At 53.3% G+C, this 26,627-nt stretch carries 23 protein-coding genes; 16 read left to right on the top strand and 7 right to left on the bottom strand.

What is annotated here, in order from left to right; genetic code table 11:
• Positions 1-38: 38 nt before the first annotated feature.
• The 7 genes from REH51_RS11595 to map form a co-directional block, all read right to left on the bottom strand.
• On the bottom strand, positions 39-428 hold the full coding sequence (locus REH51_RS11595; protein WP_039869448.1) for a hypothetical protein: 390 nt from the start codon (positions 426-428) through the stop codon (positions 39-41).
• The gene (dapE, locus tag REH51_RS11600) at positions 425-1,597 is read right to left on the bottom strand and encodes a succinyl-diaminopimelate desuccinylase (protein ID WP_498935805.1); all 1,173 of its coding nucleotides are present in this window, start codon (positions 1,595-1,597) and stop codon (positions 425-427) included. The genes REH51_RS11595 and dapE overlap by 4 nt, the downstream gene beginning before the upstream one ends.
• The gene (gene dapD, locus REH51_RS11605) at positions 1,584-2,609 is read right to left on the bottom strand and encodes a 2,3,4,5-tetrahydropyridine-2,6-dicarboxylate N-succinyltransferase (RefSeq protein ID WP_009724135.1); all 1,026 of its coding nucleotides are present in this window, start codon (positions 2,607-2,609) and stop codon (positions 1,584-1,586) included. Before dapD ends, dapE begins: the two co-directional genes overlap by 14 nt.
• Positions 2,610-2,666: 57 nt before the next feature.
• Positions 2,667-3,014, bottom strand: coding sequence for a Spx/MgsR family RNA polymerase-binding regulatory protein (locus tag REH51_RS11610; protein WP_009724136.1), 348 nt, complete (start codon positions 3,012-3,014; stop codon positions 2,667-2,669).
• A gap of 29 nt (positions 3,015-3,043) precedes the next feature.
• Positions 3,044-4,240, bottom strand: coding sequence for a succinyldiaminopimelate transaminase (dapC, locus tag REH51_RS11615; RefSeq protein WP_498935807.1), 1,197 nt, complete (start codon positions 4,238-4,240; stop codon positions 3,044-3,046).
• Between the two features lie 128 nt (positions 4,241-4,368).
• Complete coding sequence (locus REH51_RS11620; RefSeq protein ID WP_498935809.1) at positions 4,369-7,044, bottom strand: [protein-PII] uridylyltransferase; 2,676 nt, start codon at positions 7,042-7,044, stop codon at positions 4,369-4,371.
• Positions 7,044-7,835, bottom strand: a complete 792-nt coding sequence (gene map, locus REH51_RS11625) for a type I methionyl aminopeptidase (RefSeq protein WP_009724139.1) — start codon at positions 7,833-7,835, stop codon at positions 7,044-7,046. Before map ends, REH51_RS11620 begins: the two co-directional genes overlap by 1 nt.
• 335 nt (positions 7,836-8,170) lie before the next feature.
• Here map and rpsB point away from each other — a divergent pair, with 335 nt between their 5' ends.
• The 16 genes from rpsB (at position 8,171) to dnaE (ending at position 26,618) form a co-directional block, all read left to right on the top strand.
• Positions 8,171-8,920 (top strand): 30S ribosomal protein S2, encoded by a 750-nt coding sequence (rpsB, locus tag REH51_RS11630; protein WP_009724140.1) that lies wholly within the window; start codon positions 8,171-8,173, stop codon positions 8,918-8,920.
• 220 nt (positions 8,921-9,140) lie between these two features.
• Positions 9,141-10,010 (top strand): translation elongation factor Ts, encoded by an 870-nt coding sequence (gene tsf, locus REH51_RS11635; RefSeq protein ID WP_009724141.1) that lies wholly within the window; start codon positions 9,141-9,143, stop codon positions 10,008-10,010.
• A 122-nt stretch (positions 10,011-10,132) separates the two neighbouring features.
• Positions 10,133-10,906: a UMP kinase gene (pyrH, locus tag REH51_RS11640; RefSeq protein ID WP_009724142.1), complete on the top strand. Its 774-nt coding sequence runs from the start codon at positions 10,133-10,135 to the stop codon at positions 10,904-10,906.
• Positions 10,907-10,910: 4 nt separating this feature from the next.
• Entirely contained in the window at positions 10,911-11,468 is a 558-nt protein-coding gene (gene frr, locus REH51_RS11645; protein WP_498935811.1) for a ribosome recycling factor, read from the top strand.
• Positions 11,469-11,574: 106 nt separating this feature from the next.
• Positions 11,575-12,360, top strand: a complete 786-nt coding sequence (gene uppS, locus REH51_RS11650) for a polyprenyl diphosphate synthase (protein WP_009724144.1) — start codon at positions 11,575-11,577, stop codon at positions 12,358-12,360.
• A complete protein-coding gene (locus REH51_RS11655) occupies positions 12,353-13,174 on the top strand; it encodes a phosphatidate cytidylyltransferase (RefSeq protein WP_234667917.1) in 822 nt (273 codons plus the stop codon). The genes uppS and REH51_RS11655 overlap by 8 nt, the downstream gene beginning before the upstream one ends.
• Entirely contained in the window at positions 13,171-14,358 is a 1,188-nt protein-coding gene (ispC, locus tag REH51_RS11660) for a 1-deoxy-D-xylulose-5-phosphate reductoisomerase (RefSeq protein ID WP_009724146.1), read from the top strand. Before REH51_RS11655 ends, ispC begins: the two co-directional genes overlap by 4 nt.
• A gap of 52 nt (positions 14,359-14,410) precedes the next feature.
• A complete protein-coding gene (gene rseP, locus REH51_RS11665; RefSeq protein WP_498935813.1) occupies positions 14,411-15,769 on the top strand; it encodes an RIP metalloprotease RseP in 1,359 nt (452 codons plus the stop codon).
• 100 nt (positions 15,770-15,869) lie between these two features.
• A complete protein-coding gene (gene bamA, locus REH51_RS11670) occupies positions 15,870-18,221 on the top strand; it encodes an outer membrane protein assembly factor BamA (RefSeq protein ID WP_498935815.1) in 2,352 nt (783 codons plus the stop codon).
• Positions 18,222-18,269: 48 nt separating this feature from the next.
• Positions 18,270-18,776, top strand: coding sequence for an OmpH/Skp family outer membrane protein (locus REH51_RS11675; protein WP_009724149.1), 507 nt, complete (start codon positions 18,270-18,272; stop codon positions 18,774-18,776).
• 51 nt (positions 18,777-18,827) lie between these two features.
• Positions 18,828-19,865, top strand: a complete 1,038-nt coding sequence (gene lpxD / locus REH51_RS11680) for a UDP-3-O-(3-hydroxymyristoyl)glucosamine N-acyltransferase (RefSeq protein ID WP_039869456.1) — start codon at positions 18,828-18,830, stop codon at positions 19,863-19,865.
• A 135-nt stretch (positions 19,866-20,000) separates the two neighbouring features.
• Positions 20,001-20,444 (top strand): 3-hydroxyacyl-ACP dehydratase FabZ, encoded by a 444-nt coding sequence (gene fabZ / locus REH51_RS11685; RefSeq protein WP_498935817.1) that lies wholly within the window; start codon positions 20,001-20,003, stop codon positions 20,442-20,444.
• The gene (lpxA, locus tag REH51_RS11690) at positions 20,441-21,208 is read left to right on the top strand and encodes an acyl-ACP--UDP-N-acetylglucosamine O-acyltransferase (protein WP_009724152.1); all 768 of its coding nucleotides are present in this window, start codon (positions 20,441-20,443) and stop codon (positions 21,206-21,208) included. The genes fabZ and lpxA overlap by 4 nt, the downstream gene beginning before the upstream one ends.
• A gap of 61 nt (positions 21,209-21,269) precedes the next feature.
• Complete coding sequence (gene lpxB / locus REH51_RS11695; protein ID WP_039869458.1) at positions 21,270-22,469, top strand: lipid-A-disaccharide synthase; 1,200 nt, start codon at positions 21,270-21,272, stop codon at positions 22,467-22,469.
• A complete protein-coding gene (gene rnhB / locus REH51_RS11700; RefSeq protein ID WP_009724154.1) occupies positions 22,459-23,076 on the top strand; it encodes a ribonuclease HII in 618 nt (205 codons plus the stop codon). The genes lpxB and rnhB overlap by 11 nt, the downstream gene beginning before the upstream one ends.
• 38 nt (positions 23,077-23,114) lie before the next feature.
• Positions 23,115-26,618 carry a DNA polymerase III subunit alpha gene (gene dnaE, locus REH51_RS11705; protein ID WP_009724155.1) on the top strand — a complete coding sequence of 1,168 codons (3,504 nt, stop codon included), beginning with the start codon at positions 23,115-23,117 and terminating at the stop codon, positions 26,616-26,618.
• Positions 26,619-26,627: the final 9 nt, after the last annotated feature.

Below are 26,627 nucleotides of genomic sequence, written 5' to 3' on the forward strand. Positions count from 1 at the left end.
TGAAAAACAAGACCCCGCTTTGGCGGGGTCTTGTGCGTTTAACGGCCTGAGTCAGGCCACTCGATGGCTTTTTCCTGGCCACCTGGCAATACCTGCCAGAAGCGATCAGGGTCATCGCCTGGGTGCCAGCCACCTAGCGAGCAGCGTACTTCTGTTTGCAAGGCCTCTGCGGCGTGCTGAGCGCACTCTTGGTCGGTGTGCCACGGAGTATGGTGGCTATCAAACCACAAGCTGGCAAAACCATCAGCAGCATTGTCTACTAGCAATACTGGCACCTCCTCGCCTTGGTAGTGCCCGCGGGTTTTCCATTTGCCTTTGCCTGCTGGGCTAAGTGGCGGTGCATCAAGAGCTTCGCTTAGCCACGCATTGACCTTATCTATCGTTACGCGGGCAAGATATACCTCGATATCAGGAAACCGCTCCATCATACGCTCACCTCATCGTCCGTTAACAAGGCTTGAAGCGTTGCCTCATAAATGCGGCTTAGCTCATCCAGGTCACTGGCACGCACGCGCTCATTCACTTTGTGAATGGTGTCGTTAAGTGGGCCAAGCTCGACCACTTGGGCGCCAAGAGTCGCAATGAAACGACCATCTGAGGTGCCGCCACTGGTTGAAAGCGCAGGGCGTTCGCCGGTAACGGCTTCTACCCCGCGAATGGCAGCATCGACTAATTCGCCTTCTGCGGTCAGAAATGGTTCGCCGTTGAGTGTCCAATCGATGTGGTACTCAAGGCCATGCTTATCCAAAATCGACTCGGTGCGGCTTCTTAGCATCTCATGGGTAACTTCCGTGGAATAACGGAAGTTAAACACAACTTCTACTTCACCTGGAATGACGTTAGTGGCCCCAGTGCCCGCACGAAAGTTAGATACCTGGAAGCTGGTGGCAGGGAAGAAGTCATTGCCCGCGTCCCAGTGCTCGTTAACCAGCGTATCTAGTGCGGGCATCGCTTGGTGAATAGGGTTGCGCGCAAGATGCGGATAGGCCACATGGCCCTGCACTCCTTTAATATGTAGAACGCCACCCAACGACCCGCGACGACCGTTTTTAATCATATCGCCTAGTCGAGAGGTCGAGGAAGGCTCCCCAACAATGCAATAGTCCAGGCGCTCGTTGCGTTCGCGTAAATGCTCAACCACTGCACGGGTGCCATCAACGGCAGGGGCTTCCTCGTCGGACGTGATTAAAAACGCAATGCGGCCATCGTGCTCTGGGTGGGCCGTCACAAAGCGCTCAACGGCGGTGAGCATCGCCGCTAGGCTGCCCTTCATGTCTGCTGCGCCTCGCCCACAGAGCATGCCGTGCTCATCAATACATGGCTCAAACGGTGGGAACTCCCAGTTCGTATGGGGCCCACTGGGCACGACGTCGGTGTGGCCAGCAAAGGCTAATACGGGGCCATGATGGCCTCTTATTGCCCAGAAATTTTTGACATCGCCAAACGGCAGTTGCTCGATATGAAAACCGAGCGCCGTTAAGCGCTCGATCATAAGGTCCTGGCAGCCTTCGTCATCCGGCGTTACCGACGCCCGGCTTAGTAGCTCAAACGCGAGTTGCAGCGTGGGCGACAGCGTTTCAGGCTCAGTTATGGGCATGCAGTGCCTCGTTCAGCGCAATGGCGCTTTTATTGGTCAGGCACTCAATACGGCCGTTTTGCGAATTGCGGCGCAGTAATAAGTCATCCTGGCCAGCTAACTCGCGTGCTGCCACGGTGTTAACTTCCTGATTCTGGTCGTCGAGCAGGGTAACTTTCGAGCCTGCGGTAATATACAAGCCCGCTTCTACGGTGCAGCGGTCACCTAGTGGAATACCGATGCCAGCATTGGCGCCGATCAAGCAGCCTTCGCCTACCTTGATGATGATATTGCCGCCGCCAGAAAGCGTTCCCATGGTAGAGCAGCCGCCACCCAGGTCAGAGCCTTTACCGACCATAACGCCTGCAGAAATGCGCCCTTCGATCATGCCGGGGCCTTCAGTGCCTGCGTTGAAGTTGACGAAGCCTTCATGCATTACCGTGGTGCCTTCACCTAGGTAAGCCCCTAGACGCACGCGAGCAGTGTCGCCAATGCGGATGCCCGTGGGCACCACGTAATCGGTCATTTTGGGGAATTTATCAACGCAGTCGACTGACAGCGCTCGACCCGCTAAGCGCGCTTTCAAGCGGCGGGCGGGCAGCTCTTCGATATCAATCGCGCCTTCGTTGGTCCAGGCAATATTGCGCAGCAGGCCAAACATACCCGTCAGATCCAAGCCATGAGGCTTCACTAAGCGGTGAGAGAGCAGGTGCAGCTTTAAGTAAACTTCAGGAGCAGTTTGCGGTGCCTGATCGCTTTCTAAAAACATCGCGACCAGCGGACGATGGCTGGCGGCGAATGATTCGGCGAGTGCTGCCTGCTCAGAGTGGCCGGCAGCTTCCAATGCTTTCGCTAGGCGCGTGCAATCTTCGGGCAGGAAGCTGATCGCCGTATTTCCAGCGGGGGCGTCTAGCGCCTCTTTGGCTGCGGCTACCAAGCTGTCTGCAGGATTAAACAGCGGTGCTGGGTAGTAGATTTCTAGCCAGTCGCCCTGAGTATTTTGGGTGCCGATTCCAAGCGCGAAGCTCAGCATAACGCGTCTTCCTTTAAAGTTTTGATTCACAATCAGTTGTTAGGATTCAGCGGCGTGTTAGCCGCTGAGAGAGTCGTAATCGCCGTCGCGGTAGCCCACTAAAATAGTGTCGTCGTCAACTTCTAATAGGGGTCTTTTGAGCAGCGTAGGCTGCTCAAGCAATAGCCTGCGGGCAGAGGTAGCATCCAAGCTGTCTTTTTCTTCCTGGGGTAAGTCACGCCATGTTTTGCTGCGCTTATTAAGCGCCTCTAATAGCGGTACGCGCTCAAGAATGTGCTCAAGTAGGCCAGCTGAAAGACCATCCTTACGTAGGTCGTGAGTCTTGAAAGGGATGCCTTTCTCTTCAAGCGCTTTGCGTGCTTTGCGGCAGGTATCGCACGTGTTGATGATATAGAGTGTCAGCATACAGCCTCCTTAAATAAACCTACGGCGTCTTAGCCGCGCTCAACCAGTTGACGAAGTCGCTCAGCTGCTTCAAGTGTGGGTGCAAGTCCCGCCACTAACGCTAAACGTAGTCGTCCCGAGCCGGGGTTATGGCCATTTTGCCCAGAACGACCCATGAGGCTGCCAGGTAAGACGCTGACGTGTTGCTCGCTAAATAGCCGCTGGGTAAAGGCAATATCATCACCGTCTGGCACCGCTGGCCACAGGTAAAAGCTAGCTTCCGGCGTAGGGAAGTTCATTACCGGAGCCAGAACGTCGGTCACTGCGCTAAATTTTTCGCGGTAAGCATCCCGGTTGGCACGTACGTGGGTTTCATCCTGCCAGGCGGCGATAGAGGCGTGCTGAAGCGGCAGCGACATTGCGCAACCGTGGTAAGTGCGGTAGCGCTTAAACGGCGTGAGAAGATCCGCGTCACCGGCTACAAAGCCGGAGCGTAGCCCTGGCAAGTTGGAGCGCTTAGATAGCGAATGAAACACTACGCAACGTTGGTAGTTGTCGCGGCCAAGCTCCGCACAGGCTTGTAGCAGGCCTGGGGGGGGCGTGTTTTCATCCAGATATAATTCTGAGTAGCACTCATCAGAGGCGATGATAAAGTCGTGCTCGTCGGCCAGCGCGATCAGTTGCTTGAATTCTGAAAGTGGCGTGACGGCCCCTGTGGGGTTGCCCGGAGAGCAAATAAATACGATTTGCACATCACGCCAAGTCGCTGCGCTGACCGCCGAAAAATCGGGGCGGAAGCCGTTGTCAGCCGTGCAATCTAAATAGAGCGGCTCCCCCCCTGCCAGTAGAGTGGCCCCTTCATAAATCTGATAGAAGGGGTTAGGTACAGCCACCTTGGCGGGGCGATGACGATCCAACGCTGCTTGCACAAAAGCAAAAATCGCTTCTCGGGTGCCGTTAACGGGGAGTACTTGGCGTTCGGCATCTAGCCCGGCAAGCGAGAAACGTTGCGTTGCCCAGCGGGCGATTGTTTCGCGTAGGGCGGATAGGCCGTTGGTAGCCGGGTAGCGGGCCATCTCTAATTGATGGGTGACCAGCGCTTCTAATGCCCCCGCGTAAGGGGCGTGTTGAGGCTCCCCAATGGTAAGGGGAATATGTTCAAGCCCCGCTGGTGGCACAAGCGCTGCCTTTAGGGCCGCTAGCTTTTCAAACGGATAGGGGTGCAGAACGTTTAGATCGGGATTCATGGCATGTCCGTTGATAGCCTAAAGGCGGTGTTGGATGTCTGTAAAACGACCAACTAAACCGCCGATTATAGGCAACCCCTGGTGCCACCTCAAACTTAACCACCAAGGTGTCGCTCACATTTGAACGCTTACACGCCTAACACTTCGATAAGCCGTTCGCGAAGCTGCTGTTGCCGTTCTGGATCGGTTAGCGGTTCACCCGCTTTCGTGGTGATAAAGAAAACGTCTTCAACCCGTTCACCCAGCGTGGCAATTTTCGCCGCCGATAAGGCAATATCCTGTTCCATAAAAATACGCCCGACGCGAGCCAGCAGGCCGGGGCGGTCTGGGGCCGTCAGCTCTAGCAGCGTACGTTCGTTGGCTGGGTCCTGCTCAATCACTACCTCGGTGGGCACTTTAAAGTGCTTAAGTTGGCGCGGTGTGTGGCGCGTAACGATCTCTGGATAGTCATCCGGGTCATCCAGCTCTTCGACGAGGTGCCGACGCATCTCCTCAATATGCTCAGGATCACGGATAGGCTGGCCATAATGATCTAGCACAATAAACGTGTTGAGCGTCCAGTCGTTGTGCGAGGTGGCGATGCGGGCATCATGGATAGATAGGCCTAGTTGCTCCATGGCGGCGGCGGTCGCCGCAAATAAATCGTCTACCGAACGGGTGTGGATAAAGACCTTAGTGCCACCTTCGGCCATATCGGCGGTGGGCGCACTAATTAAGACCAACGGCAAAATAGACGGCTGATGGGCAAGAATACCTTGGGTCTGCCAAACAATTTCGCTGGGCGCGTATTGAAGAAAATAGTCTTCGCCGAGGGATTCCCACAGTTGATCAATCTGAGCGCTGTCTACGCCGACTGTTTGCAGTAATGAGCGGGCTTCAGTACGGGTTTCGCGCACCCAGTCATCTCGGTCAGGCGGATTTTTTAGCCCCCGTCGCAGTGCACGCTTGGTTTCGGCATGAAGCTGGCGCAACAGTGACGCGCGCCAACCGTTCCACAGAGTGGGGTTGGTGGCGTTTATGTCGGCCACTGTGAGCACGTAGAGGTAATCTAAGCGGGTCTCGTCGCGTACGGTTAGGGCAAAGTCGCGGATCACGTCTGGATCGCTAATGTCACGCTTCTGAGCGGTCATGGACATCAGTAGGTGATGCTCCACCAGCCAGCGCAGTAAATTGGTATCGTGTTGGGAAACGTGGTGACGGTGACAGAATTGTTCAACATCACGTGCGCCAATCTCAGAATGATCGCCGCCGCGGCCTTTACCAACATCGTGAAACAGTCCGGCAATCCACAGCAGATCCATTTTCGGCAGTTGATGAATCAGTGTGGCTGGGACGGGGAAGTCATCTTTAGCATCCGATTTGCGAAAGCCGTGTAAAAACTTCAGCAAGCGGAGGGTGTGGGCGTCTACTGTGTAAATGTGAAACAAGTCATGTTGCATCAACCCGACAGCGCGACCAAATTCTGGAAGATACTTGCCTAAGATGCCATAACGATTCATGCGCCTTAACTGACGAGGGACATTGCCGGGAGCCCGTAAAATGGACATGAACAGCCGCTGATGGCGCGGGTCTTCGCGGTAGTGATCATCGATTTGATGGCGGTGGTCGCGGATCAAGCGAATGGTGTCAGCGCGTACGCCTTCTATTTCCGGGTGCTTGGCCATTAGCAGGAACAATTCCAGCATGGCCGCAGGGCGTTCACGGAACAGGTTACGTGAACGCACCTGGATATAACCGCCCTTGATTTCGAAGCGCTCGTTCAGTTTGACGGTTTCCAACGCCTCTTTACCGCGCAGGATAACCTCATCGAAGTGCTGTAACAGCATATCGTTAAGCCCGGCCAGGGCGGTCACATGCCGATAGTAGCGTTTCATAAACTGTTCAACCGCTAAGCGCTCTGGGGTATCCCGAAAGCCAAACATTTCGGCAATGGTGCGCTGGTGATCAAACAGCAATCGGTCTTCGGCACGGTCTGTCAGCATGTGCAGGGCATAACGCACCTGCCACAAAAAGGCTTGGCCCTGGCTTAAGATGCGAAGCTCGGCATCATTCATAAAGCCATTCGCGACAATGTCGGCGTAGTGCTCAGTGCCAAAGTGGCGTTTGGCCACCCAGCCAATCATTTGAATATCACGCAGGCCACCTGGGGAGCTTTTGAGGTTTGGCTCTAGATGGTATTCAGAGTTGTTGTAACGGTAGTGGCGAGCAATTTGTTCTTGCCACTTCGCTTCGAAAAAGCGGTCAGCAGGCCAAATATGCTCGGCGCTAAGCCGTTCACGCATCTTTTGGCGAAGGTGTTCAGGGCCAGCGATAAGCCGTGATTCCAGTAGGTTGGTAATCACGGTGACATCGGCTTCAGCTTCCCGCTCACAGTCATTAAGCGAGCGCACGCTATGGCCGATCTCAAGACCGATATCCCATAAGAAAGTAATGAAAGCGCTTAGTGGCTCGCGGTAGAGGGTGTCGTCATCGTGCTCTAGTAGCAGCAGGAGGTCGATATCTGAGTGCGGATGCAGCTCGCCACGCCCATAGCCACCCACAGCCACCAAAGCAACACCCTCGTCAGGCCAATCGTGCTGTTCCCAGGCGATGGCTAGCAACTGATCCAGATACCACGCCCGTCCGCGGACTAAGTCGCGTATATCTGCCCCGGAACGAAACTGTTCATCCAACCTGGCTTGTAGCTCTCGAAGCGCCGCTTTAAACGGCGCAATAGGGGAGCGTGATCCAGCTAGTTCGGTACGAAACATAGCGAGATCATAAAGCGTGGTGTCCGGCTCGAACCGGTAGTGGTGAAGAAGCATCAGCGATTCAGAAAACTGAAGTCTTCGTCGCTGCGTGCGGTCAGCACGTCAACACCGGTTTCCGTGACCAGCAGCGTGTGCTCCCACTGAGCTGACAAGCTTCGGTCTTTAGTGACCGCTGTCCAGCCATCGCGCAGCACCTTGGTTTTATAGCCACCTACATTAATCATCGGCTCGATGGTAAAGCACATGCCAGCTTCCAGTCGGATGTCGGCATCTGACGCATAACCATCATAGTGAAGAAACTGCGGATCTTCGTGGAAATCGGCACCGATGCCGTGGCCGCAGAAATCGCGTACCACGGAATAGCCGTGGGCTTCAGCATGTTGCTGAATAGCGCGGGCAAGTTCCGACAGGCGTACGCCTGGCTTTACCAGCTCAATGCTTTTGTATAGACACTCTTGAGTGATGCGGCATAAGCGCTCGCCCTGGATTGTGTCGCCAATCACGAACATCACGCTGGAATCACCGTGGTAACCATCAGTCGTTCTGACGGTAATATCCAGATTCATTATGTCGCCGTTCTTCAGCTTTTTGGCATCATCAGGAATACCATGACAGACCACGTGATTGATCGATGTGCAGGTTGCTTTCGGAAAACCGTGGTAGTTCAACGGCGCAGGCGTAGAGCCTAAATTATTAACAATGAAATCGTGGCACAGGCGATCAATTTCACCCGTCGATATCCCCGCTTTGATCTGGGGAGTGATCATTTCAATGACGCTGGCGGCTTGGCGCCCGGCTTCGCGCATTTTCTCGATTTCAGAAGGCGTCTTGATAGGAACGTTCATGAATTCTCGATGTAGACTCTAAAGTAAGTGGTGAACGGCAATAGTGAGCGGTAAATTAAGACCGTTACATGCGCTGTGACTTCATCTTGGTAATGATCTATGGTATAAAGCCGCGCGCTTTCCTGCAATCGCCATCCAATGCTTCTTTGTCGGTTGGTCATCTGCAGAAAGGCTATTTAAACGCAATGCGGGAATTCTGTGTTGCTAAACAGCAAGCCTTGAAAACACACATGCACCGGCACATGGTCCCGGGTGCCGTTGGCGACGTTTAACGACGCCACTGGTCGGATCCATGGGGTGCGTGGAGGCCTAACCCGAGTTTCAGGAGTTTTATCATGTCTCACGTTAATATGCGTGACCTGCTGAAAGCAGGCGCTCACTTCGGTCACCAAACCAAGTACTGGAATCCGAAGATGGGTAAGTTCATCTTCGGCGCGCGCAATAAGATTCATATCATCAACCTCGAGCACACTTTGCCGGCGCTGAACGAAGCGATCGACGTGGTTGAGAAGATGGCGGCATCCAACAACAAAATTTTGTTTGTTGGCACCAAGCGCAGCGCTAGCAAGATCATCAAAGAAGAAGCAAACCGCGTTAACCAGCCGTTCGTCAACCATCGCTGGTTGGGTGGCATGCTGACTAACTTCAAGACTATTCGTCAGTCCATCAAGCGTCTGCGCGACTTAGAAACAATGCGCGAAGACGGTACGTTCGAGAAGCTGACCAAGAAAGAAGTCTTGATGGCGACGCGTGAGCAGGACAAGCTTGAACGTTCTATCGGCGGTATCAAGAACATGGGCGGCCTTCCTGACGCACTGTTCGTTATCGACGTTGACCACGAGCGCATCGCGATCAACGAAGCCAACAAGCTGGGTATCCCGGTTATTGGTGTGGTAGATACCAACTCAAACCCAGATGGCGTTGATTACGTGATCCCGGGTAACGATGACTCCATCCGCGCTATTCAGATCTACGTGAAAGCAATTGCTGACGCGTGTGGTCGTGCGAAAGAAGGTCGTCCGGATGAGTTTGTCGAAGTGACTGAAGAAGCCGCTTCTGCCGACACTGACGCTGCTGCCGAGTAACGGTTGCAGTGGTGCGGCGGCCAGGTAAGCCGCATCATGTGTTTAAGAGGGGGCCTTACGCCCCCTTTTTCCCGCTTTGAGTTCGCTCAAGCGGGCCGAACATGCCGGACACTCAATGCCGGCGAATGCTCTGCAAAGTGATACGCAACGGTCATCTACCGAGCCTATACTCTGTAGCGCATTTAACTTTCAGCTAGAACCATTTCCGAGGTGAAAACTCATGGCAGCTATCAGCGCCTCTCAGGTTAAGGAACTGCGCGAACGTACCGGTCTTGGCATGATGGAGTGTAAAAAAGCACTTACTGAAGCCGACGGTGATATCGAAGTTGCAATCGAGAACCTGCGTAAAAGCTCTGGCCTTAAAGCCGCGAAGAAAGCGGGTCGTACCGCTGCAGAAGGCGCCGTTGTTACTCGTGTAGCAGAAGACGGCAGCTACGGTGTGATGGTCGAGATCAACTCCGAAACTGACTTCGTTGCCCGTGACGACAACTTCATCGCTTTCACCAACAAGATCGTTGATGCGTTCTTTGCGGCGAAAAACGAAGACGTTGCAGCGGTAATGGCTGGCGATCTCGAGTCGACTCGTGAGCAGTTAGTACAGAAAATCGGCGAGAATATCGGTGTGCGTCGTGCCGTTGTTGTGAACGCTGTTGAAGGCGGTTTGGTCGGTGAATACGTTCACGGCGGCCGTATTGGCGTTCTGACTGTTCTGAAAGGTGGTAACTCGGAAGCTGCTAAAGACGTTGCTATGCACGTTGCAGCGATCAATCCGTCGGTTGCACATCCAGAAGACATGCCGCAGGAAGAGCTGGATAAAGAAAAAGCGATTATTCTGGCCCAGCCGGACATGGCCGGTAAGCCTGAGCAGATCGCTGAGAAAATGGTTCAAGGCCGTCTGAAAAAGTACCTGGCCGAGAACAGCCTGACCGAACAGCCGTTCGTTAAAGACCCGAACCAGTCCGTTGCCGAGTTCGTGAAAGCGGTAGGTGGCGAAGTGGTTAGCTTTACTCGCTTTGAAGTGGGCGAAGGCATCGAGAAAGAAGAAGTCGACTTTGCTAAAGAAGTTATGGAACAGGCTGGCCGTCGCTAAGGTCAGAGGTTTCAGAAAGAAGATGGCGTGCGCGCGAGCGCACGCCTTTGTGTATCCGGCCCCTGTGAAAAATTGGGGTCGTCTCGCCCGCCTGTGTTCAGGTCTGCCTCAGGAGAGATGCCATGTCACGTGAAGTTCAAGAGTCCACCCCCGCGGTTACTGTCAGCAAGACTGAAAAGTCGAAATCAAAATACAAGCGTATTTTGCTGAAGTTGTCTGGCGAAGCGCTAATGGGTGAGCACGATTTTGGTATTGATCCGAAAGTGCTGGATCGTATGGCGCTAGAGATCGGCCAGTTGGTTGGCATTGGCGTTCAGGTGGGTATTGTGATTGGTGGTGGAAACCTGTTCCGTGGCGCGGCACTTAATGAAGCCGGCATGGATCGGGTCACGGGTGACCACATGGGAATGCTGGCAACAGTGATGAATGCGCTAGCAATGCGGGATGCACTTGAGCGCTCTAATATTCGCTCGCGGGTAATGTCAGCGATTCCCATGAGTGGTGTGGTGGAGCATTATGATCGCCGCACCGCCATCCGTTATTTAACGTCGGGGGATGTGGTGCTGTTTTCTGCTGGTACGGGTAACCCTTTCTTCACGACCGACTCTGCAGCCTGCTTACGAGGCATTGAAGTAGATGTTGACGTGGTGATAAAGGCCACCAAGGTGGACGGCGTGTACAATAAAGATCCGGTTAAACATCCCGATGCCGTGAAGTACGACCAGCTCTCTTACGACGATGCCCTAGACCAAAAATTGGGTGTTATGGATTTGACCGCAATCTGCCTGGTACGTGACCATAATATGCCGGTGCGGGTATTTGATATGAATAAGCCTGGTGCCCTGCTGAATTTGGTAGTAGGGGGCAAGGAAGGCACGCTGATAGACAGAGGGTAATATCGTGATCAATGACATCAAGAAAGATGCAGAATCTCGCATGAAGAAAAGCGTTGAAGCGCTGCACAGTAACTTCAACAAGATCCGTACGGGGCGTGCTCATCCCAGTATTCTCGACGCTGTTACCGTTGATTATTACGGTGGCCAAGTGCCGCTAAATCAAGTGGCTTTCGTTAACGTGGAAGACGCTCGTACGCTGACAGTGACGCCTTGGGAGCAGGGCATGGTGCCCAAGATTGAGAAGGCGATTATGACGTCTGACTTGGGTCTTAATCCTGCCAGCGCAGGTAATGTCATTCGTGTGCCGATGCCGATGTTGACGGAAGAAACGCGCAAAGGTTACATCAAACAAGCGCGTAGCGAAGCCGAGCATGCGCGCGTGGCGGTGCGTAACGTGCGTCGTGATGCCAACGGTGATTTTAAATCTTTGCTGAAAGATAAAGAGATTACCGAAGACGATCAGCGCCAGGGTGAAGACGAAATCCAGAAGCTGACGGATAAGTATATTGCTGAGATCGATAAAGCGCTTGCCGCAAAAGAACAGGATCTCATGCAGGTATAGTTATTACTGTAAAAATAGCTACCTGCTTTCAATCAACCACGGGGAGCTTGGCTGCCCGTGGGCCATCGCTTGGCTTTATTATGACTGATCTTTGGTGCGAGAACCCATGACGTCTCCGCAGCTTCCCCAAGCGCAGCAGGACGGCGCGACGCCTTCTCGATCCGAGGAGGCGCCGCCATCCCATGTTGCTATTATTATGGATGGTAATAACCGTTGGGCACGGGCACGTGGACTTTCCGGGGTGCGCGGTCACCGAGCCGGTGTCGAAGCCGTGCGAGCGGTTATTGAACGCGCTGCGCAGCGAGGCGTTCAAACATTGAGTCTTTTTGCTTTTTCGAGTGAAAATTGGAAGCGTCCAGCGGCCGAGGTGAATGCCTTGATGGAGCTGTTTTTGATGGCGCTTAAACGCGAAGTCAAAAAGCTCAACGAGCGTAATATTCGCCTGTCAATTATTGGCGAACAGCGAGGCTTCTCCCATGCTATTCAAAAGCATATTCAGCGCGCCGAGGCGTTGACCGCAGAGAATACTGGCATGCATTTGGTTATCGCTGCCAACTACGGCGGCCAATGGGATCTTGCACGAGCAGCTAGGCAGTTGGCGGAGCAAGTAGCCGCAGGTGAGTTAGTGGCCTCTGACATTGATGAGACTCGCCTTGATGCGGCGATGAATACGCACAATGTACCGCCGGTAGATTTGTGTATCCGCACCAGCGGAGAGCAACGGCTATCTAACTTTATGTTATGGCAGTTGGCTTACGCAGAGTTGCATTTTTCGCCACTGCTCTGGCCAGATTTCAACGGGGCGGCACTTGATGAGGCACTAGACGATTTTTGCCTGCGTCGCCGTCGTTTTGGTATGACCGACGCACAAATTGAGGCGCAAGGTGCTTAAACAGCGGATGATTACTGCAGCCTGGTTGGCGCCCCTAACGCTGATCGGCTTGTTCGGACTACAAGGCGGGGCCTTTGCACTTTTTACAGCGTTTATTGTGCTGTTAGGTGCTTGGGAGTGGACCAACTTAGCCGGTGTAGCTCGCCAGGGAACGCGCTTTTCCCTGGTAGCCGTTATGGCGGTATTAATGCTGGCTATGTGGCTAGGTGGGGCAGCGTTTGCCGCTTGGCCGCTTTGGCTGGCAGCTGTGGGGTGGGTGATTAATCTTTATTGGGTGACGCACTATCCTAATACCGCCGGTCAATGGCAAGCCACCTCTCGACGGTTGCTAATGGGGATCTGGGTGCTGCTGCCGTGCTGGGTAGGGTTCAACGTGCTTCGCGATAGTGGCGCTGTATGGTTGCTATTTGTGCTATTGCTGGTCTGGACTGCGGATATCGGCGCCTACTTTGCTGGCAGGCGTTGGGGGAAAAACAAGCTTGCTCCAAAAGTAAGTCCAGGTAAGTCCTGGGAGGGTGTTTACGGTGGTCTTGCGGCCACATTATTGCTAGCGATTATGTTCGCGGTGTGGCAGCCCATTAGCCTTATGGGGGGAGTCGCACTGGTAGTGATTACCGGTTTAGTTACGCTGATTTCAGTGCTTGGTGATCTGCTGGAAAGTATGCTTAAGCGCTATCGAGACATCAAGGATTCAAGCCAGCTCTTGCCAGGCCATGGCGGTGTACTGGACCGCATTGATAGCCTGACGGCAGCAGTGCCTATTTTTGCACTGTTCTATTTGCAGGTGCTCCACCCACAGGTGAGCGTCCTATGAGCCAACCAGCTGTTCAGCGCATTACAGTGCTTGGTTCAACAGGCTCAATTGGTAAAAGCACCCTTGATGTCATTGCTCAATACCCTGACCGCTATCGCGTTTATGCCTTAACGGCTCATACGTCAAAAGAAGCGCTCTTAGCGCAATGTCGCGTTCATCAGCCAGCGGTTGCCGTGTTAGATAATCCGGGTGATGCGGCCTGGTTGCAGCAAGCACTTTCAGCGTCAGGACTCTCTACTAACGTTCTAGCGGGGCCAGAGGCGCTTTGCCAGGTTGCGCGAGAAACGCATGTAGATACGGTGATGGCCGCTATTGTTGGCGCAGCGGGTCTGCTTCCCGCATTAGCGGCTGCTGAGTCAGGTAAGCGCGTGCTGTTAGCCAATAAAGAAGCGCTGGTGATGAGTGGTGCGCTGTTTATGGACGCTATTGCACGCTCAGGTGCTACTTTATTGCCGATTGATTCCGAACATAATGCTATTTACCAGTGTCTACCTACCGAGCACAGGGGAGGATTGCGTCAGCACGGTGTTCGCCAACTGCTGCTTACCGCCTCTGGAGGGCCTTTTCGTGGCTGGCTGGCAGAAGATATTGCCAAGGTGACGCCCGAGCAGGCTTGCCATCATCCTAACTGGTCAATGGGGCGCAAAATCTCCGTCGACAGCGCGACGTTGATGAATAAAGGATTGGAACTTATCGAAGCGTGCTGGCTATTTGATGCAACGCCTGATCAGATACAGGTCGTGGTTCATCCGCAAAGCGTTATTCACTCTATGGTTGCCTATGATGATGGTTCGGTGATTGCGCAGCTGGGTAATCCTGATATGCGCACACCGATCGCTTATGGTTTGGCGTGGCCGGAACGGATTGATGCGGGTGTTGAAACGCTGGATCTTTTTCAGGTGGCGCGTCTGGACTTCGAAGCTCCCGATGAAGCGCTCTTTCCCTGCTTGAAGCTCGCCCGTGAGGCAATGCATAAGGGAGGTGCCGCTCCTGCGATTTTGAACGCAGCGAATGAGGTTGCTGTAGGTGCTTTTCTGGAAGGCCAGCTTGGCTTCAGCGCGATTGCTGATGTAGTGGCAAAAGTGATGGCTCTACCGTTTGAAGAACGTGCCGACACGCTTGAGCAGATACTATCCGCAGATCAGTGGGCACGGGAGCAAACGGCACTAATAGTATGCCAGTAGTTCGCTTAGCATCAGCCATCGTTGATCAGCGAGTCGTGTAAAGGAGCGAAGAGTGGGCCTGATACAGAACATATTAGCGGTAATCGTGGTACTTGGGTTGTTGGTAACCTTCCACGAGTTTGGCCATTTCTGGGTGGCGCGGCGCTGCGGTGTGAAGGTGCTACGTTTCTCAGTCGGCTTTGGCAAGCCGCTGTGGTCGACCGTTGATCGTCACGGCACTGAGTTCGCGGTAGCGGCCATACCGCTAGGCGGCTATGTAAAGATGCTGGACGAGCGCGAAGCGCCTGTGCCCGAAGAGCAGTTGGATCAGGCGTTTAACCGCAAAACCGTGTGGCAGCGTATTGCCATTGTTGCCGCTGGCCCGATTGCAAATTTTTTACTTGCGATTGTTGCCTACTGGGCACTGTTTGTTGCTGGTACTACAACCGTTGCTCCCATCGTTGGCGATGTTACTCCTAACTCTCCCGCGGCGGAGGCAAGGCTTGCTCACGGTGCTGAAATTACCTCGATCCAGGGGGATGCTATGCGCTCCTGGGAAGAGATTAATTTAAAGCTTGTCTCTATGATCGGGTTTAATGGCGACTTGATGCTTGAGGCGCAGCCTGAAGGGTCTAATGCCTCTCGGGTTTATCAGCTTCCTGTTGCAAACTACATGGTTCGCCAGGATCCGCCTCAGCCACTGCAGAGTTTGGGTATTACGCCTTGGCGCCCCAACGTACCTGCGGTACTAGGCCAAGTGATTGATGGCCAAGCGGCTTCCCAAGCTGGTCTTCGGGCGGGGGGTCATATTTTGTCGCTGAATGGCGAGCCAATTGATGACTGGATGCAATTTGTCTCGGTTATTCGAGAAAGTGCAGGCCAAACCCTAGAGGTTGGTTACCAGCGTGGCGATGAACAGAGTAGCCTCTCTTTAACGCCTGGCCGTAATACGCTGGAGAGTGGCGGCGAGGTTGGGTACATTGGTGCCGGGGCACAGCAGGTAACATGGCCCGAAGAGCTTCAGCGTGAAATTCGTTACGGGCCTGTAGAAGCCGTCGGTCAAGCGCTATCACGCACAGGTGAGATGACGCTGCTGACAGTAGATGCTATCCGCAAGATGCTGGTGGGGCTTATCTCGCCGTCGAACCTTTCGGGGCCGATTACCATTGCGCAGATCTCAGGTGACTCTGCTCGTGCGGGAATGGAAGCGTTTGTAGGCTTTCTAGCGTATCTTTCCATCAGTCTTGGCGTGCTTAATCTATTGCCAATACCCGTGCTCGATGGTGGGCATTTACTTTATTATTTTATAGAGGTCGTGCGTGGGCGGCCGGTCTCTGAGCAAACGCAAGCAGTAGGGTTGCGTATTGGGCTTGCCATGGTAGGCACCCTAATGTTGATGGCTCTCTATTTTGATCTGATGCGCCTGTGGTAATGACGCGTGTAGGGCGCTGGATGCCTTGTCATCTGCCTGCACAAATGTATATGGTGCCTATCTGGAATGATGGGCAGACCAACGCGAGCGAACTGACTGCATGAAAATCAAGACCCTTGGAATGGCGGCACTGTTGCTGGTAGGTACCAGCAGTGCCCAAGCACAATCCTTTGATGTTTCCGACATTCGTGTGGAAGGACTGCAGCGGGTATCTGCCGCCTCGGTCTTTAATGCGTTTCCCGTCAATGCCAATGATCGCGTTAGCGAACAGCAGCTCGCTGCCGCTGCGCGTGATTTGTTTGCCACAGGCTTGTTTGAAGATGTCTCCCTAGCACGAGAGGGTGATGTGCTGGTTATCCAAGTGGTTGAGCGGCCGACTATCGCGCGCTTGAACATCGAGGGGAATCAGCAGATTTCTGATGAGGATTTGCGCAACGGCTTACGCGAATCAGGCCTTTCCGAAGGGCAGGTGCTACAACTTTCCACGTTGGAAGAAATTCAACGTGAGCTTGAAGGGGTTTATCAAGCTCAGGGGCGCTACAGCGCAGGCATCGACGTCGAAGTTGATGAAATTGATGAAGGCCGCGTCCAGGTTAATATCAATGTCAATGAAGGCGAAGTCGCTAAAATCCGACAGATTAATATTGTTGGTAATGAGGCATTCGACGACGACACGCTGCGCGATGTATTTGAGCTAAATGATCGACCAGGACGTGTTTTTGGTTGGTTCTCTAAGGATGATTACTCCCGCGAAGCGCTAGCAGGGGACATAGAGAGGTTACGTTCCTTCTACCTGGACCGTGGTTACGTTAATTTTGATGTCACCTCAACGCAGGTATCGATTGGTCCTGAGAAGTCAGAAATATTCATCACGTTAAATATTGATGAAGGCAATCAGTTCCAAGTAGGCGACATTCGTTTTGCAGGTGACCTGCAAATTAGCGAAAACGAAGCGAACGAGTTATTGACCGTTAGCCGTGGTGATACGTTCTCTCGTGGAGACCTCAACGCATCTACAGAAGCGATTCGCCAGCGATTGGGAGCGGAAGGCTTTGCGTTTGCCGAGGTTCAGGGTATCCCTGAAATGGCGGGTGATGGTGAAACGGTTGATTTAGTGATTGCGGTCAACCCCGGTCAACGCACCTATGTGCGTCGTATTGAATTTTATGGCAATACCACGACACAAGATGAAGTATTGCGTCGAGAAATGATCCAATTAGAAGGTGCTCCTGCCTCGACCGAGTCGATTACTCAGTCGCGTCAACGCCTTGAACGCCTTGGCTTCTTCAGCCAAGTGGAGGTTGATACGCAGCCGGTTCCTGGGCAGCCCGACTTACTAGACGTAACCTATAACGTCGAAGAGCAGCCGTCTGGTTCGATATCTGCCAGCGTCGGCTTCTCGCAAAGCGCCGGGGGGATTTATGGCGTTGGTCTGGCGCAAAACAACTTCTTGGGCACCGGTAATCGCGTCAACGTAGGCGCACAACGTAGTGATACGTTTACCAGTGTTAACTTTGCATTCACGGATCCCTATTGGACACTGGATGGGATTTCGCGTGGCTATAACCTGTTTTATCGGGAAACTGATTATGGCGACTCCGATATTTCGACGTTCTCCACCGATGCTTACGGTGCTGGTATTAACTTCGGTTATCCCATTAGTGAACTTTCTCGTCTGAACTTTGGCGCCAGCATTGAAGAAATCAAGGTTAAAACCTATGACGACTCTGCTTCAGAAATTATTCGTTATGTCGAAGATCAGGGCGATAACGCGCAGAGCCTGAAGCTAACGGCGAGCTGGACACGTAATAACTTGAACCGTGGCATTATGCCAACAGCGGGCAACTATCAACGCCTATCGCTAGAGACGGGTGTCCCCGGTAGCGATGCGGAGTACTACAAGCTACGTGCTCGTGCTCAGCAGTTGTTCCCGATTAACGATGACCAGACCTGGGCGCTGAAGTTTACGGGTAATTTAGGTTATGCCGACACGCTGGGTAGTAATGACCCTTATCCGTTCTACGAGAACTTCTATGCGGGTGGTTTAGGTTCAGTGCGTGGCTTTACATCAAACACCCTAGGCCAACGTACAACGCCGACTCGAGATGGCGGTCGTGACCGTACATTGGGTGGTAACGTGCTGGTGGAAGGTTCAGCAGAAGGGCTCTTCCCAATGCCCTTTGTTGAAGATCAGCGTGCGATTCAACCGTCGCTCTTCCTTGACGCGGGTAATACCTTCTTGAGTTCTTGCTATGATGTGCAGGAAGCAGATGTTGGGCGCCAGCAATGCAGCTCTGGAGTCGACCTGAGTGACTTGCGCTACAGCGTTGGTATCGGTCTTTCGTGGCTAACGCCGGTAGGCCCATTGACCTTCAGCGTGGCAGAGCCGTTAAGCGATAAAAGCGGTGACGATACTCAGTTCTTCCAGTTCTCGCTGGGCCAAACGTTCTAACATGGTGGGATACCTTCGGTACCCATCTAATAAAAAGGAGTTAACACGATGCGTAAACTGACAGCAGCTGTGTGCCTACTTGGTGCAATGACGCTACCCGCCTACGCCGTTGCCGCAGAAGTGGCAGTGCTTGACTGGCGCGCCGCGTTGATGAATACACAGTCGGCTCAGTCATCGTTGAGCCAACTGGAAGGCCAAATCGGTAACCAGCAGCGCGAGGCTCAAGCGTTGGGAGAAGAGCTTCAACGGCTGCAAGAACGACTGCAGCGCGAAGGCGAGACGATGTCTCAATCTCAGCGAGACCCGCTCATTGCTGAGCTTCAGCAAAAGGGCAGCCGCTTTGAGCAACTGCGCCGCGAAGTGCTCCAAGCGCAGCAATCATCTGAGCAGCGGTTCCTTGAGGGTGCTGAGTCCAAGCTGGAGCGAGCGGTAGAACAGGTGCTGGAGCGTCACAATATTGATGTTTTGGTCGAGCCTCAAGGGGTGTTGCACTCATCGACTGACCTGCCTAATGTGACTAATGAGGTCACACAGATTTTTGATTCGCTAAACTAATTTTATGACTGTCGGTGCGGCTAGCCCGCACCCATGTTTCTCTGGGCTCCCATGACGCACGCTTCTCATCATCTCACCCTTGCGGATATTGCACGTCACTTGGACGTCGATTTTGAAGGCGACGCCGGACAGCCGATTCGGGGTCTTGCAACGCTTAAAGAAGCCGCGCCTGACCAAGTCGCCTTCCTCGCTAACCGTGCGTATTTAAAGGATCTATCAACCACTAAAGCAGCGGCAGTATTGCTTCATCCTGAGCATGGCAAGAACTGCCCTGTTCCACGCTTAGAGATGGCCAATCCTTATTTAGGCTACGCGAAGCTTTCCCAGCTATTTGATCCGCTACCTGCCCGGGATATCACAGGTATTCATCCCACAGCCGTTGTGGCGGATGGCGCTATGTTGGGCGAAGGCGTTTCCGTTCAAGCGCATGCGGTGATTGAAGCCGGAGTGGTGTTAGGTGAGCGTGTGGTGGTTGGTGCCGGCAGTGTGATTGGTGCTGATAGTGTGATTGGCGATGATACACGGCTACACGCTAACGTTACTGTTTGCCACGGTGTTGTGGTGGGCAAACGAGTGATTTTGCAAAGTGGTTGTGTGGTCGGTGGTGATGGTTTCGGCTTTGCCCATGACGGTGCCGGTTGGCATAAAATTGCTCAATTGGGCGGGGTTGTGCTCGGCGATGACGTTGAGGTCGGCAGTTGTTCAAGCATTGACCGTGGCGCGTTGGGAGACACCATAATTGGCAACGATGTAAAAATCGACAGCCAGGTACAGATTGCGCATAACGTGATCATTGGTGATCACAGCGCATTAGCGGGCTGTGTTGGTATTGCGGGTTCCACCAAGGTGGGTAAGCACTGCATGCTTGGAGGAGGCGTTGGACTTTCCGGACACCTTACTATTTGTGACGGCGTGCAGGTAACGGGTATGAGTCTAGTGACTAATTCGATTCATGAACCAGGTGTCTATTCATCGGGTACCGGAGCCATGAACAATACCCAGTGGCGTAAGAATGCGGTGCGATTTAAACAGCTAGATGAAATAGCCAAGCGCTTATCTCGTTTAGAGAAAAGCCATCGCAGTGAGTAGTTATGCCAGCAATTTAGAGGCAGGGAGCTTGAGGCTGGATAGCAGCAGGTTATAATTTACTGCTTTTTAACCAGCAAACTTGCTGGCGCGTGCCTGATTTGACTCAGGCCTTTTGTCATTTTAGAGGTCGTTACGATGGTTATGGATATTAACGAAATTCGCGAATACTTGCCTCACCGCTACCCGTTTTTACTGGTGGATCGAGTGACGCAATTAACCGTGGGCGAATCCATCGTTGCGTACAAAAATGTCAGTATTAACGAGCCGTTCTTTAATGGCCATTTCCCGCACCACCCCATTATGCCTGGTGTTTTAGTATTAGAGGCGCTGGCGCAGGGGTGCGGTATTTTAGGCTTTAAAACGGTCAATAAACTGCCTGCTGACGGCTATGTTTACTATTTGGTAGGAAGCGACAATGTGCGCTTCAAGCGCCCTGTGATGCCGGGTGACCAATTAGTGTTGGAAGCCAATGTTATCCGTGGAAAACGTGGCATTTGGAAGTTCGCCTGCCGTGCCACCGTTAACGATGAATTAGCCTGTGAGGCGGAAATTATTTGTGCTGAGAGGAAGGTAGCTTGATACATCCTACTGCACTGGTTGATCCCAAAGCGCAGCTTGCTGACAGCGTTGAGGTTGGCCCGTTTAGTGTTATTGGGCCAGATGTCACGATTGGCGCTGGTTCTGTGATAGGCCCGCACGTGGTTATTAAAGGGCCTACTGTGCTAGGTGAGCGTACGCGAATTTTTCAGTTTGCTTCGGTAGGAGAAGACTGCCAAGACAAAAAATACGCGGGCGAGCCAACGCGGTTGGTAATGGGGGATGATAACGTTGTTCGTGAAGGCGTTACCCTCCATCGTGGTACCGTGCAGGATCGCGGCGAAACTACCATTGGTTCGCGTAACCTGTTTATGGCATACGTTCATGTAGGTCATGACTGTGTGATTGGCAACGACTGTATTTTAGCCAACCAAGTCACTCTGGCAGGCCATGTTGTTCTGGGCGATCACGCTATTCTGGGCGGCCTTGCGGCCGTTCACCAGTTTTGCCACTTTGGTGAACATGCGATGGCAGGAGGCGGGTCGATTATTACTAAAGACACGCCTGCCTTTGTGATGATCAATGGCAACCCTGCTGAAGCGCGAGGCCTTAACCTTGTTGGCTTGAAACGCCGTGGTTTTAGCCGTGACGCGATCAATGCGTTAAGCAGCGCCTACAAGCTGGTATACCGCCAAGGTTTAACTGTCGAGCAAGCGGTTAGCGAAATGCGCAGCCGGTTCGATCTGCCAGAAGTCACCACGTTTGCCGACTCTATTGAGCGGTCAACGCGGGGTATCGTCCGCTAATGACATTGATGTCTAGCCGACATCAACGATGGATTCAAATGCCACTACTTCCCCGCTCATCATGACACTTCAGCGCGTCTATATTGTTGCAGGCGAACTCTCCGGCGATATCCTCGGAGCAGGATTGATGCACGAGCTGAAACTGCGCCATCCAGATATTGAGTTTCGTGGGCTGGGCGGCCCTCGTATGGAAGCTCATGGGTTGACGAGCCGTTTTCCCCTTGAAACGTTATCGGTGATGGGCCTAGTTGAGGTCATAAAACATCTGCCTGAGCTCATTCGCGTGCGCCGCACTCTGCGCGAAGAAGCGCTCGCTTGGCAGCCAGATATTATGATTGGCATCGACGCGCCTGACTTTAATATCGGCCTTGAGAAACAGCTACGTGCTGCCGGATTAAAAACTGCCCACTATGTCAGCCCTTCGGTATGGGCATGGCGGCAGGGGCGTGTGAAAAAGATTGCCAAGGCGGTCGATGGCATGTTGACGTTACTGCCCTTTGAGGCTGACTTTTACCATCGCCATCATGTGCCGGTCGCCTTTGTTGGCCATCCATTAGCGGATGAGTTACCTCTCGAGAATGATCGTCAAGCGACTCGCCAAGCACTTGCACTGCCTGCTCAAGCGCCGATTCTGGCAATGTTGCCAGGTTCTCGGGGCAATGAAATACGCTTTCTTGGTGATACGTTTTTGCGTGCTGCTGAGCTGCTCTGTCAGCGTAATGAAGCGCTGCATGTGGTCATTCCCGCAGCGACCCACCAGCGTTATCAAGAAATCAGCCAGCTACTGGCAAGCTACCCCACGCTAAGCGAGCGGGTCATGCTCCTAGAAGGTCAAGCGCGCGAGGCGATGGTAGCCAGTGATGCTGTGCTGTTGGCCTCGGGCACCGCTGCGCTAGAAGCTATGTTATGTCATCGGTCAATGCTAGTGGCTTATAAAATGGCACCGATGACCCACTGGCTGGCAAAGCGGTTGGTGAAAACCGAGTGGATTTCACTGCCCAATTTGATTGCTCAAGAGGGCGTCGTGCCAGAGCTGATTCAGGACGCCGCTTCACCAGAAACGATCGCTGATCGACTTGACGAAATGCTTAATAATGCGCAAAAACGCAATGCTCTGGAAGCTCGCTTTGCCGATATGCACCGTGCGTTACAGCGCCATGCCAGCCAGCGGGCCGCACAGGCAATTACCTCGCTGGTGGCGGGCCAACCATTGGATAGCAACGAAATAGCTGCACAAAAAGGGAGTAAACATGGCCGTTAAGCCGACCGACTATCCTCCCTTAGTAATCGACTATCGTGGTGAGTTCTTAGCGGGCGTTGATGAAGTTGGGCGTGGGCCACTGGTCGGCAGTGTTGTCGCATCGGCGGTGATCCTTGATCCTAGTCGGCCTATTGAAGGACTGACGGATTCAAAAAAACTCACCGCTAAAAAACGCGAAGCGTTGGATGTGCAAATTCGCGAACGAGCGCTAGCGTTTGCCGTGGCCGAAGCCAGTGCTGCGGAGGTTGATCAACTAAATATCTACCATGCCACCCATCTTGCTATGCGGCGTGCCATTGATGCCTTGGTGCCAGCAGCAGAATATTTGTTGGTGGATGGGAATCGTTTGCCCGGACACGAACTTCCTGGGCAAGCGGTGGTAAAAGGCGATGCCCGCCATCCTGCTATCGCCGCTGCGTCAATTTTGGCCAAGGTGGCCCGTGATGCACAGATGACTGAACTGGATCTGCGCTATCCTGATTATGGCTTTGCCCGCCACAAAGGGTATCCAACGAAAGAACATTTGGCGGCATTGTCTGCCCACGGACCGCTTGCTGAGCACCGCCGAAGTTTTGCGCCGGTCCAGCGTCAGTTAGCGCTGCTGTAAGCTTTTTCTATTTATCTAGCCTTGTTGCTGAGAGTCCCATGACGGTTCCGTTCGTTCATCTACGTTTGCACAGTGAATACTCCCTGGTTGATGGCTTGGTAAAACTCAAGTCACTGGTCGGTACCACCGCTGAGCGCGGGATGCCGGCGCTGGCCTTAACCGATGAAGCCAACCTGTTTGGTTTGGTTAAGTTCTACAAAGCGGCCCAGGGTGCTGGTCTTAAGCCCATCATCGGTAGCGACTTATGGCTGTACAACCCCCATGATGAGAGCCATCCGTACCGCATTACGCTGCTGGCGATGAACGATGTTGGTTACCGCAACCTCACTGAATTGATTTCTAAAGGGTGGACCGATGGCCAGCGCCAAGGGCGAGCCATTCTGGACAAACAGTGGGTGCTAGCGCAAAGCGAAGGGTTAATTGCACTATCAGGTGGACGTGAAGGCGAGATAGGTCGCCACTTGCTGTCTGATCATGAGCGCGAAGCACGGGAGCTGTTAGAAGAGTGGCAACGCGCCTTTCCAGACCGTTTTTATCTGGAACTCATCCGCACCGGACGGCCGCTTGAAGAAGATTGTGTTCACGCGAGTGTGAAGCTAGCGATTGAGTCGAACACCCCGGTAGTGGCGACCAATGACGTGCGCTTTTTAGAGCGGGAAGACTTCTGGGCACACGAAACCCGCGTTGCCATTGGTGAAGGCAAGGCTTTGGATGACCCGCGCCGCGAACGACGTTACACCGAAGAGCAGTACCTAAAAAGCCCTGAGGAAATGGCCGCACTGTTTGCCGATATTCCTGAGGCGCTTGAAAACAGCGTCATGATTGCTGAGCGATGTAGCGTCGACGTGCGGTTGGGCGAGATATTTCTACCTGAGTTCGAAATTCCTGAAGGGATGACCCAGGATGAGTTTTTCCGCAAAGTCTCCCATGACGGCCTCACTGAACGGTTAGATTTTCTGTTCCCTGTTGAACAGTATCCCCGCGATAGCGACGTATATCGCGAGATTGATCAGCGCTACCGTGACCGGCTTGAATTCGAGCTGAACGTTATTATCCAGATGGGGTTTCCTGGTTACTTCCTGATCGTGATGGACTTCATCCAGTGGGCCAAGGATAACAACGTGCCAGTGGGCCCAGGGCGTGGTTCTGGTGCAGGCTCATTAGTGGCTTACGCGCAAAAAATTACTGACCTTGACCCGATTGGCTATGACCTGCTGTTCGAGCGCTTTCTTAACCCTGAACGTGTCTCCATGCCCGATTTTGACGTCGACTTTTGCATGGAAAAGCGCGACAAGGTGATTGAATATGTGGCTAATCGCTATGGCCGCAACGCGGTCTCTCAGATTGTTACCTTTGGCACCATGGCCGCTAAGGCGGTGGTGCGCGATGTGGCGCGTGCCCAGGGGCGGCCTTACTCCTTGGGCGATAAGCTCTCCAAGCTGATTCCCTTTGAAGTGGGTATGACGCTTGCTAAAGCGATAGAGCAAGAACCGGCCCTGAAAGAATTCATCGGCAATGACGAAGAAGCCGAAGAGATCTGGGAAATGGCCCTCAAGCTAGAGGGCACCACCCGGGGTACCGGTAAGCACGCGGGGGGCGTCGTGATTGCCCCCACCAAATTGACCGATTTCTCGCCGCTACTGTGCGATGAAGATGGCTCTGGCCTGGTGGTGCAGTTCGATAAAAACGACATCGAAGACGCCGGGCTAGTGAAGTTCGACTTCTTGGGCTTGCGAACGCTGACGATTATCGACTGGGCACTGGAAATGGTCGATAAAGTGCGGGGGGTAAACGGTCAAGCGCCACTTAATATCGACGCTATTCCACTGGATGACAGCAAAACGTTTGAGATGCTTAAGCGAGCGGAAACCACCGCCGTTTTCCAGTTGGAATCTCGTGGTATGAAGGAGCTGATTAAGCGCCTGCTGCCAGACTCCCTCGACGATATGATCGCCCTGGTGGCGCTATTCCGCCCAGGCCCGCTGCAGTCTGGCATGGTTGATGACTTTATCAATCGTAAGCACGGCCGTGCCGAAGTCTCTTACCCACACCCAGATTATCAGCACGACCTGCTAAAGCCGGTACTCAGCCCGACATACGGCATTATTTTGTACCAAGAGCAGGTCATGCAGATTGCTCAGGTAATGGCTGGGTATTCATTGGGTCAGGCCGACATGCTGCGCCGCGCCATGGGTAAGAAAAAGCCCGAAGAGATGGCTAAGCAGCGTTCAGGCTTTATGGAAGGCTGTGCCGCCAACGGTATTGATAAAGATCTTGCCGGAAATATCTTTGACCTTGTCGAGAAATTCGCCGGTTACGGTTTTAACAAGTCCCACTCTGCCGCCTACGCCTTGGTGTCTTATCAAACCGCCTGGTTGAAAGCGCACTATCCTGGCCCGTTTATGGCCGCCGTTATGTCAACGGAAATGGATAACCTGGACAAGGTGGTGCCGCTAATTGAGGAGTGCCGCCACCTCAAGCTTACTGTCACACCGCCGGATGTTAATGTCGGTGGCTACAAGTTTACCGTTGATACGGAAGGGCGCGTGGTTTATGGCCTGGGTGCCATTCGCGGTGTGGGTGAAGGCCCGATTGGTGCGATTGTTGAAGCTCGTAGCACTGATGGTCCATTTAAAGATCTTTTCGATTTTTGTCGCCGCATTGATCCTAAACGGATGAACAAGCGGACGCTAGAAGCGCTGATTCGCTCTGGCGCACTGGATAATCTTGGCCCTAACCGGGCGGTACTCGCCGCCGCGATGGAAGACGCCTTGAAAGCGGCTGCTCAAAACCATGCCAACCAAAATCTGGGTATGCTGGATATGTTTGGCGATGCGTTTACTGCGGAAGAGGAAGAAACGGATCCTTATGCTGAGTACCAAGGTGCCCGTGAATGGACAGATCGTGAGCGCCTTTCTGGGGAAAAAGATACGCTGGGCCTCTATCTGACCGGCCATCCCATTGATGAGTATGAGCGAGAACTAAAGCGCTTTGTCTCTACCCGTATTAGTGATTTGAAAGCCTCGCGTGAGCCCCAGCGTGTGGCTGGCCTAGTGGTGGCGATGCGCACAATGAAGTCCAAGCGCGGTGATACGATGGCGTTTATTACACTGGATGACCGTACCGGGCGCATCGAAGCTTCCTTGTTTGGCGAACTATTTGACCAACTGCGGGGCCAAATCGAATCTGACCAAGTGATTATCGTTGAAGGTGAAGTATCAAACGATGACTTTTCTGGTGGCTTGCGCTTGCGGGGTAAAGACGTTACTCCGATGGTGACTGCGCGAATTCGCTATGGTGAGGCGGTGGAGTTGGCACTAGATGCTGAACAGATCAACGGGCGTTTAGTCGATAGCCTGCGCGAGAGTCTTAGTCCTTACCGCGATACCGGCGGGTTGCCAGTACGGCTGCAGTATCGCCACTCAGAAGCGGTTGGCTGGATGGCGTTGGCTGATGAATGGAAAGTCGCTCCCAGCGACGATTTACTGTTGGCTCTTCGCGATGTGCAAGGGCAGGTCGGCGTTCAGTTACGCTACCGTTAATAAACCAAT

This window comes from Halomonas bluephagenesis, assembly GCF_054790765.1.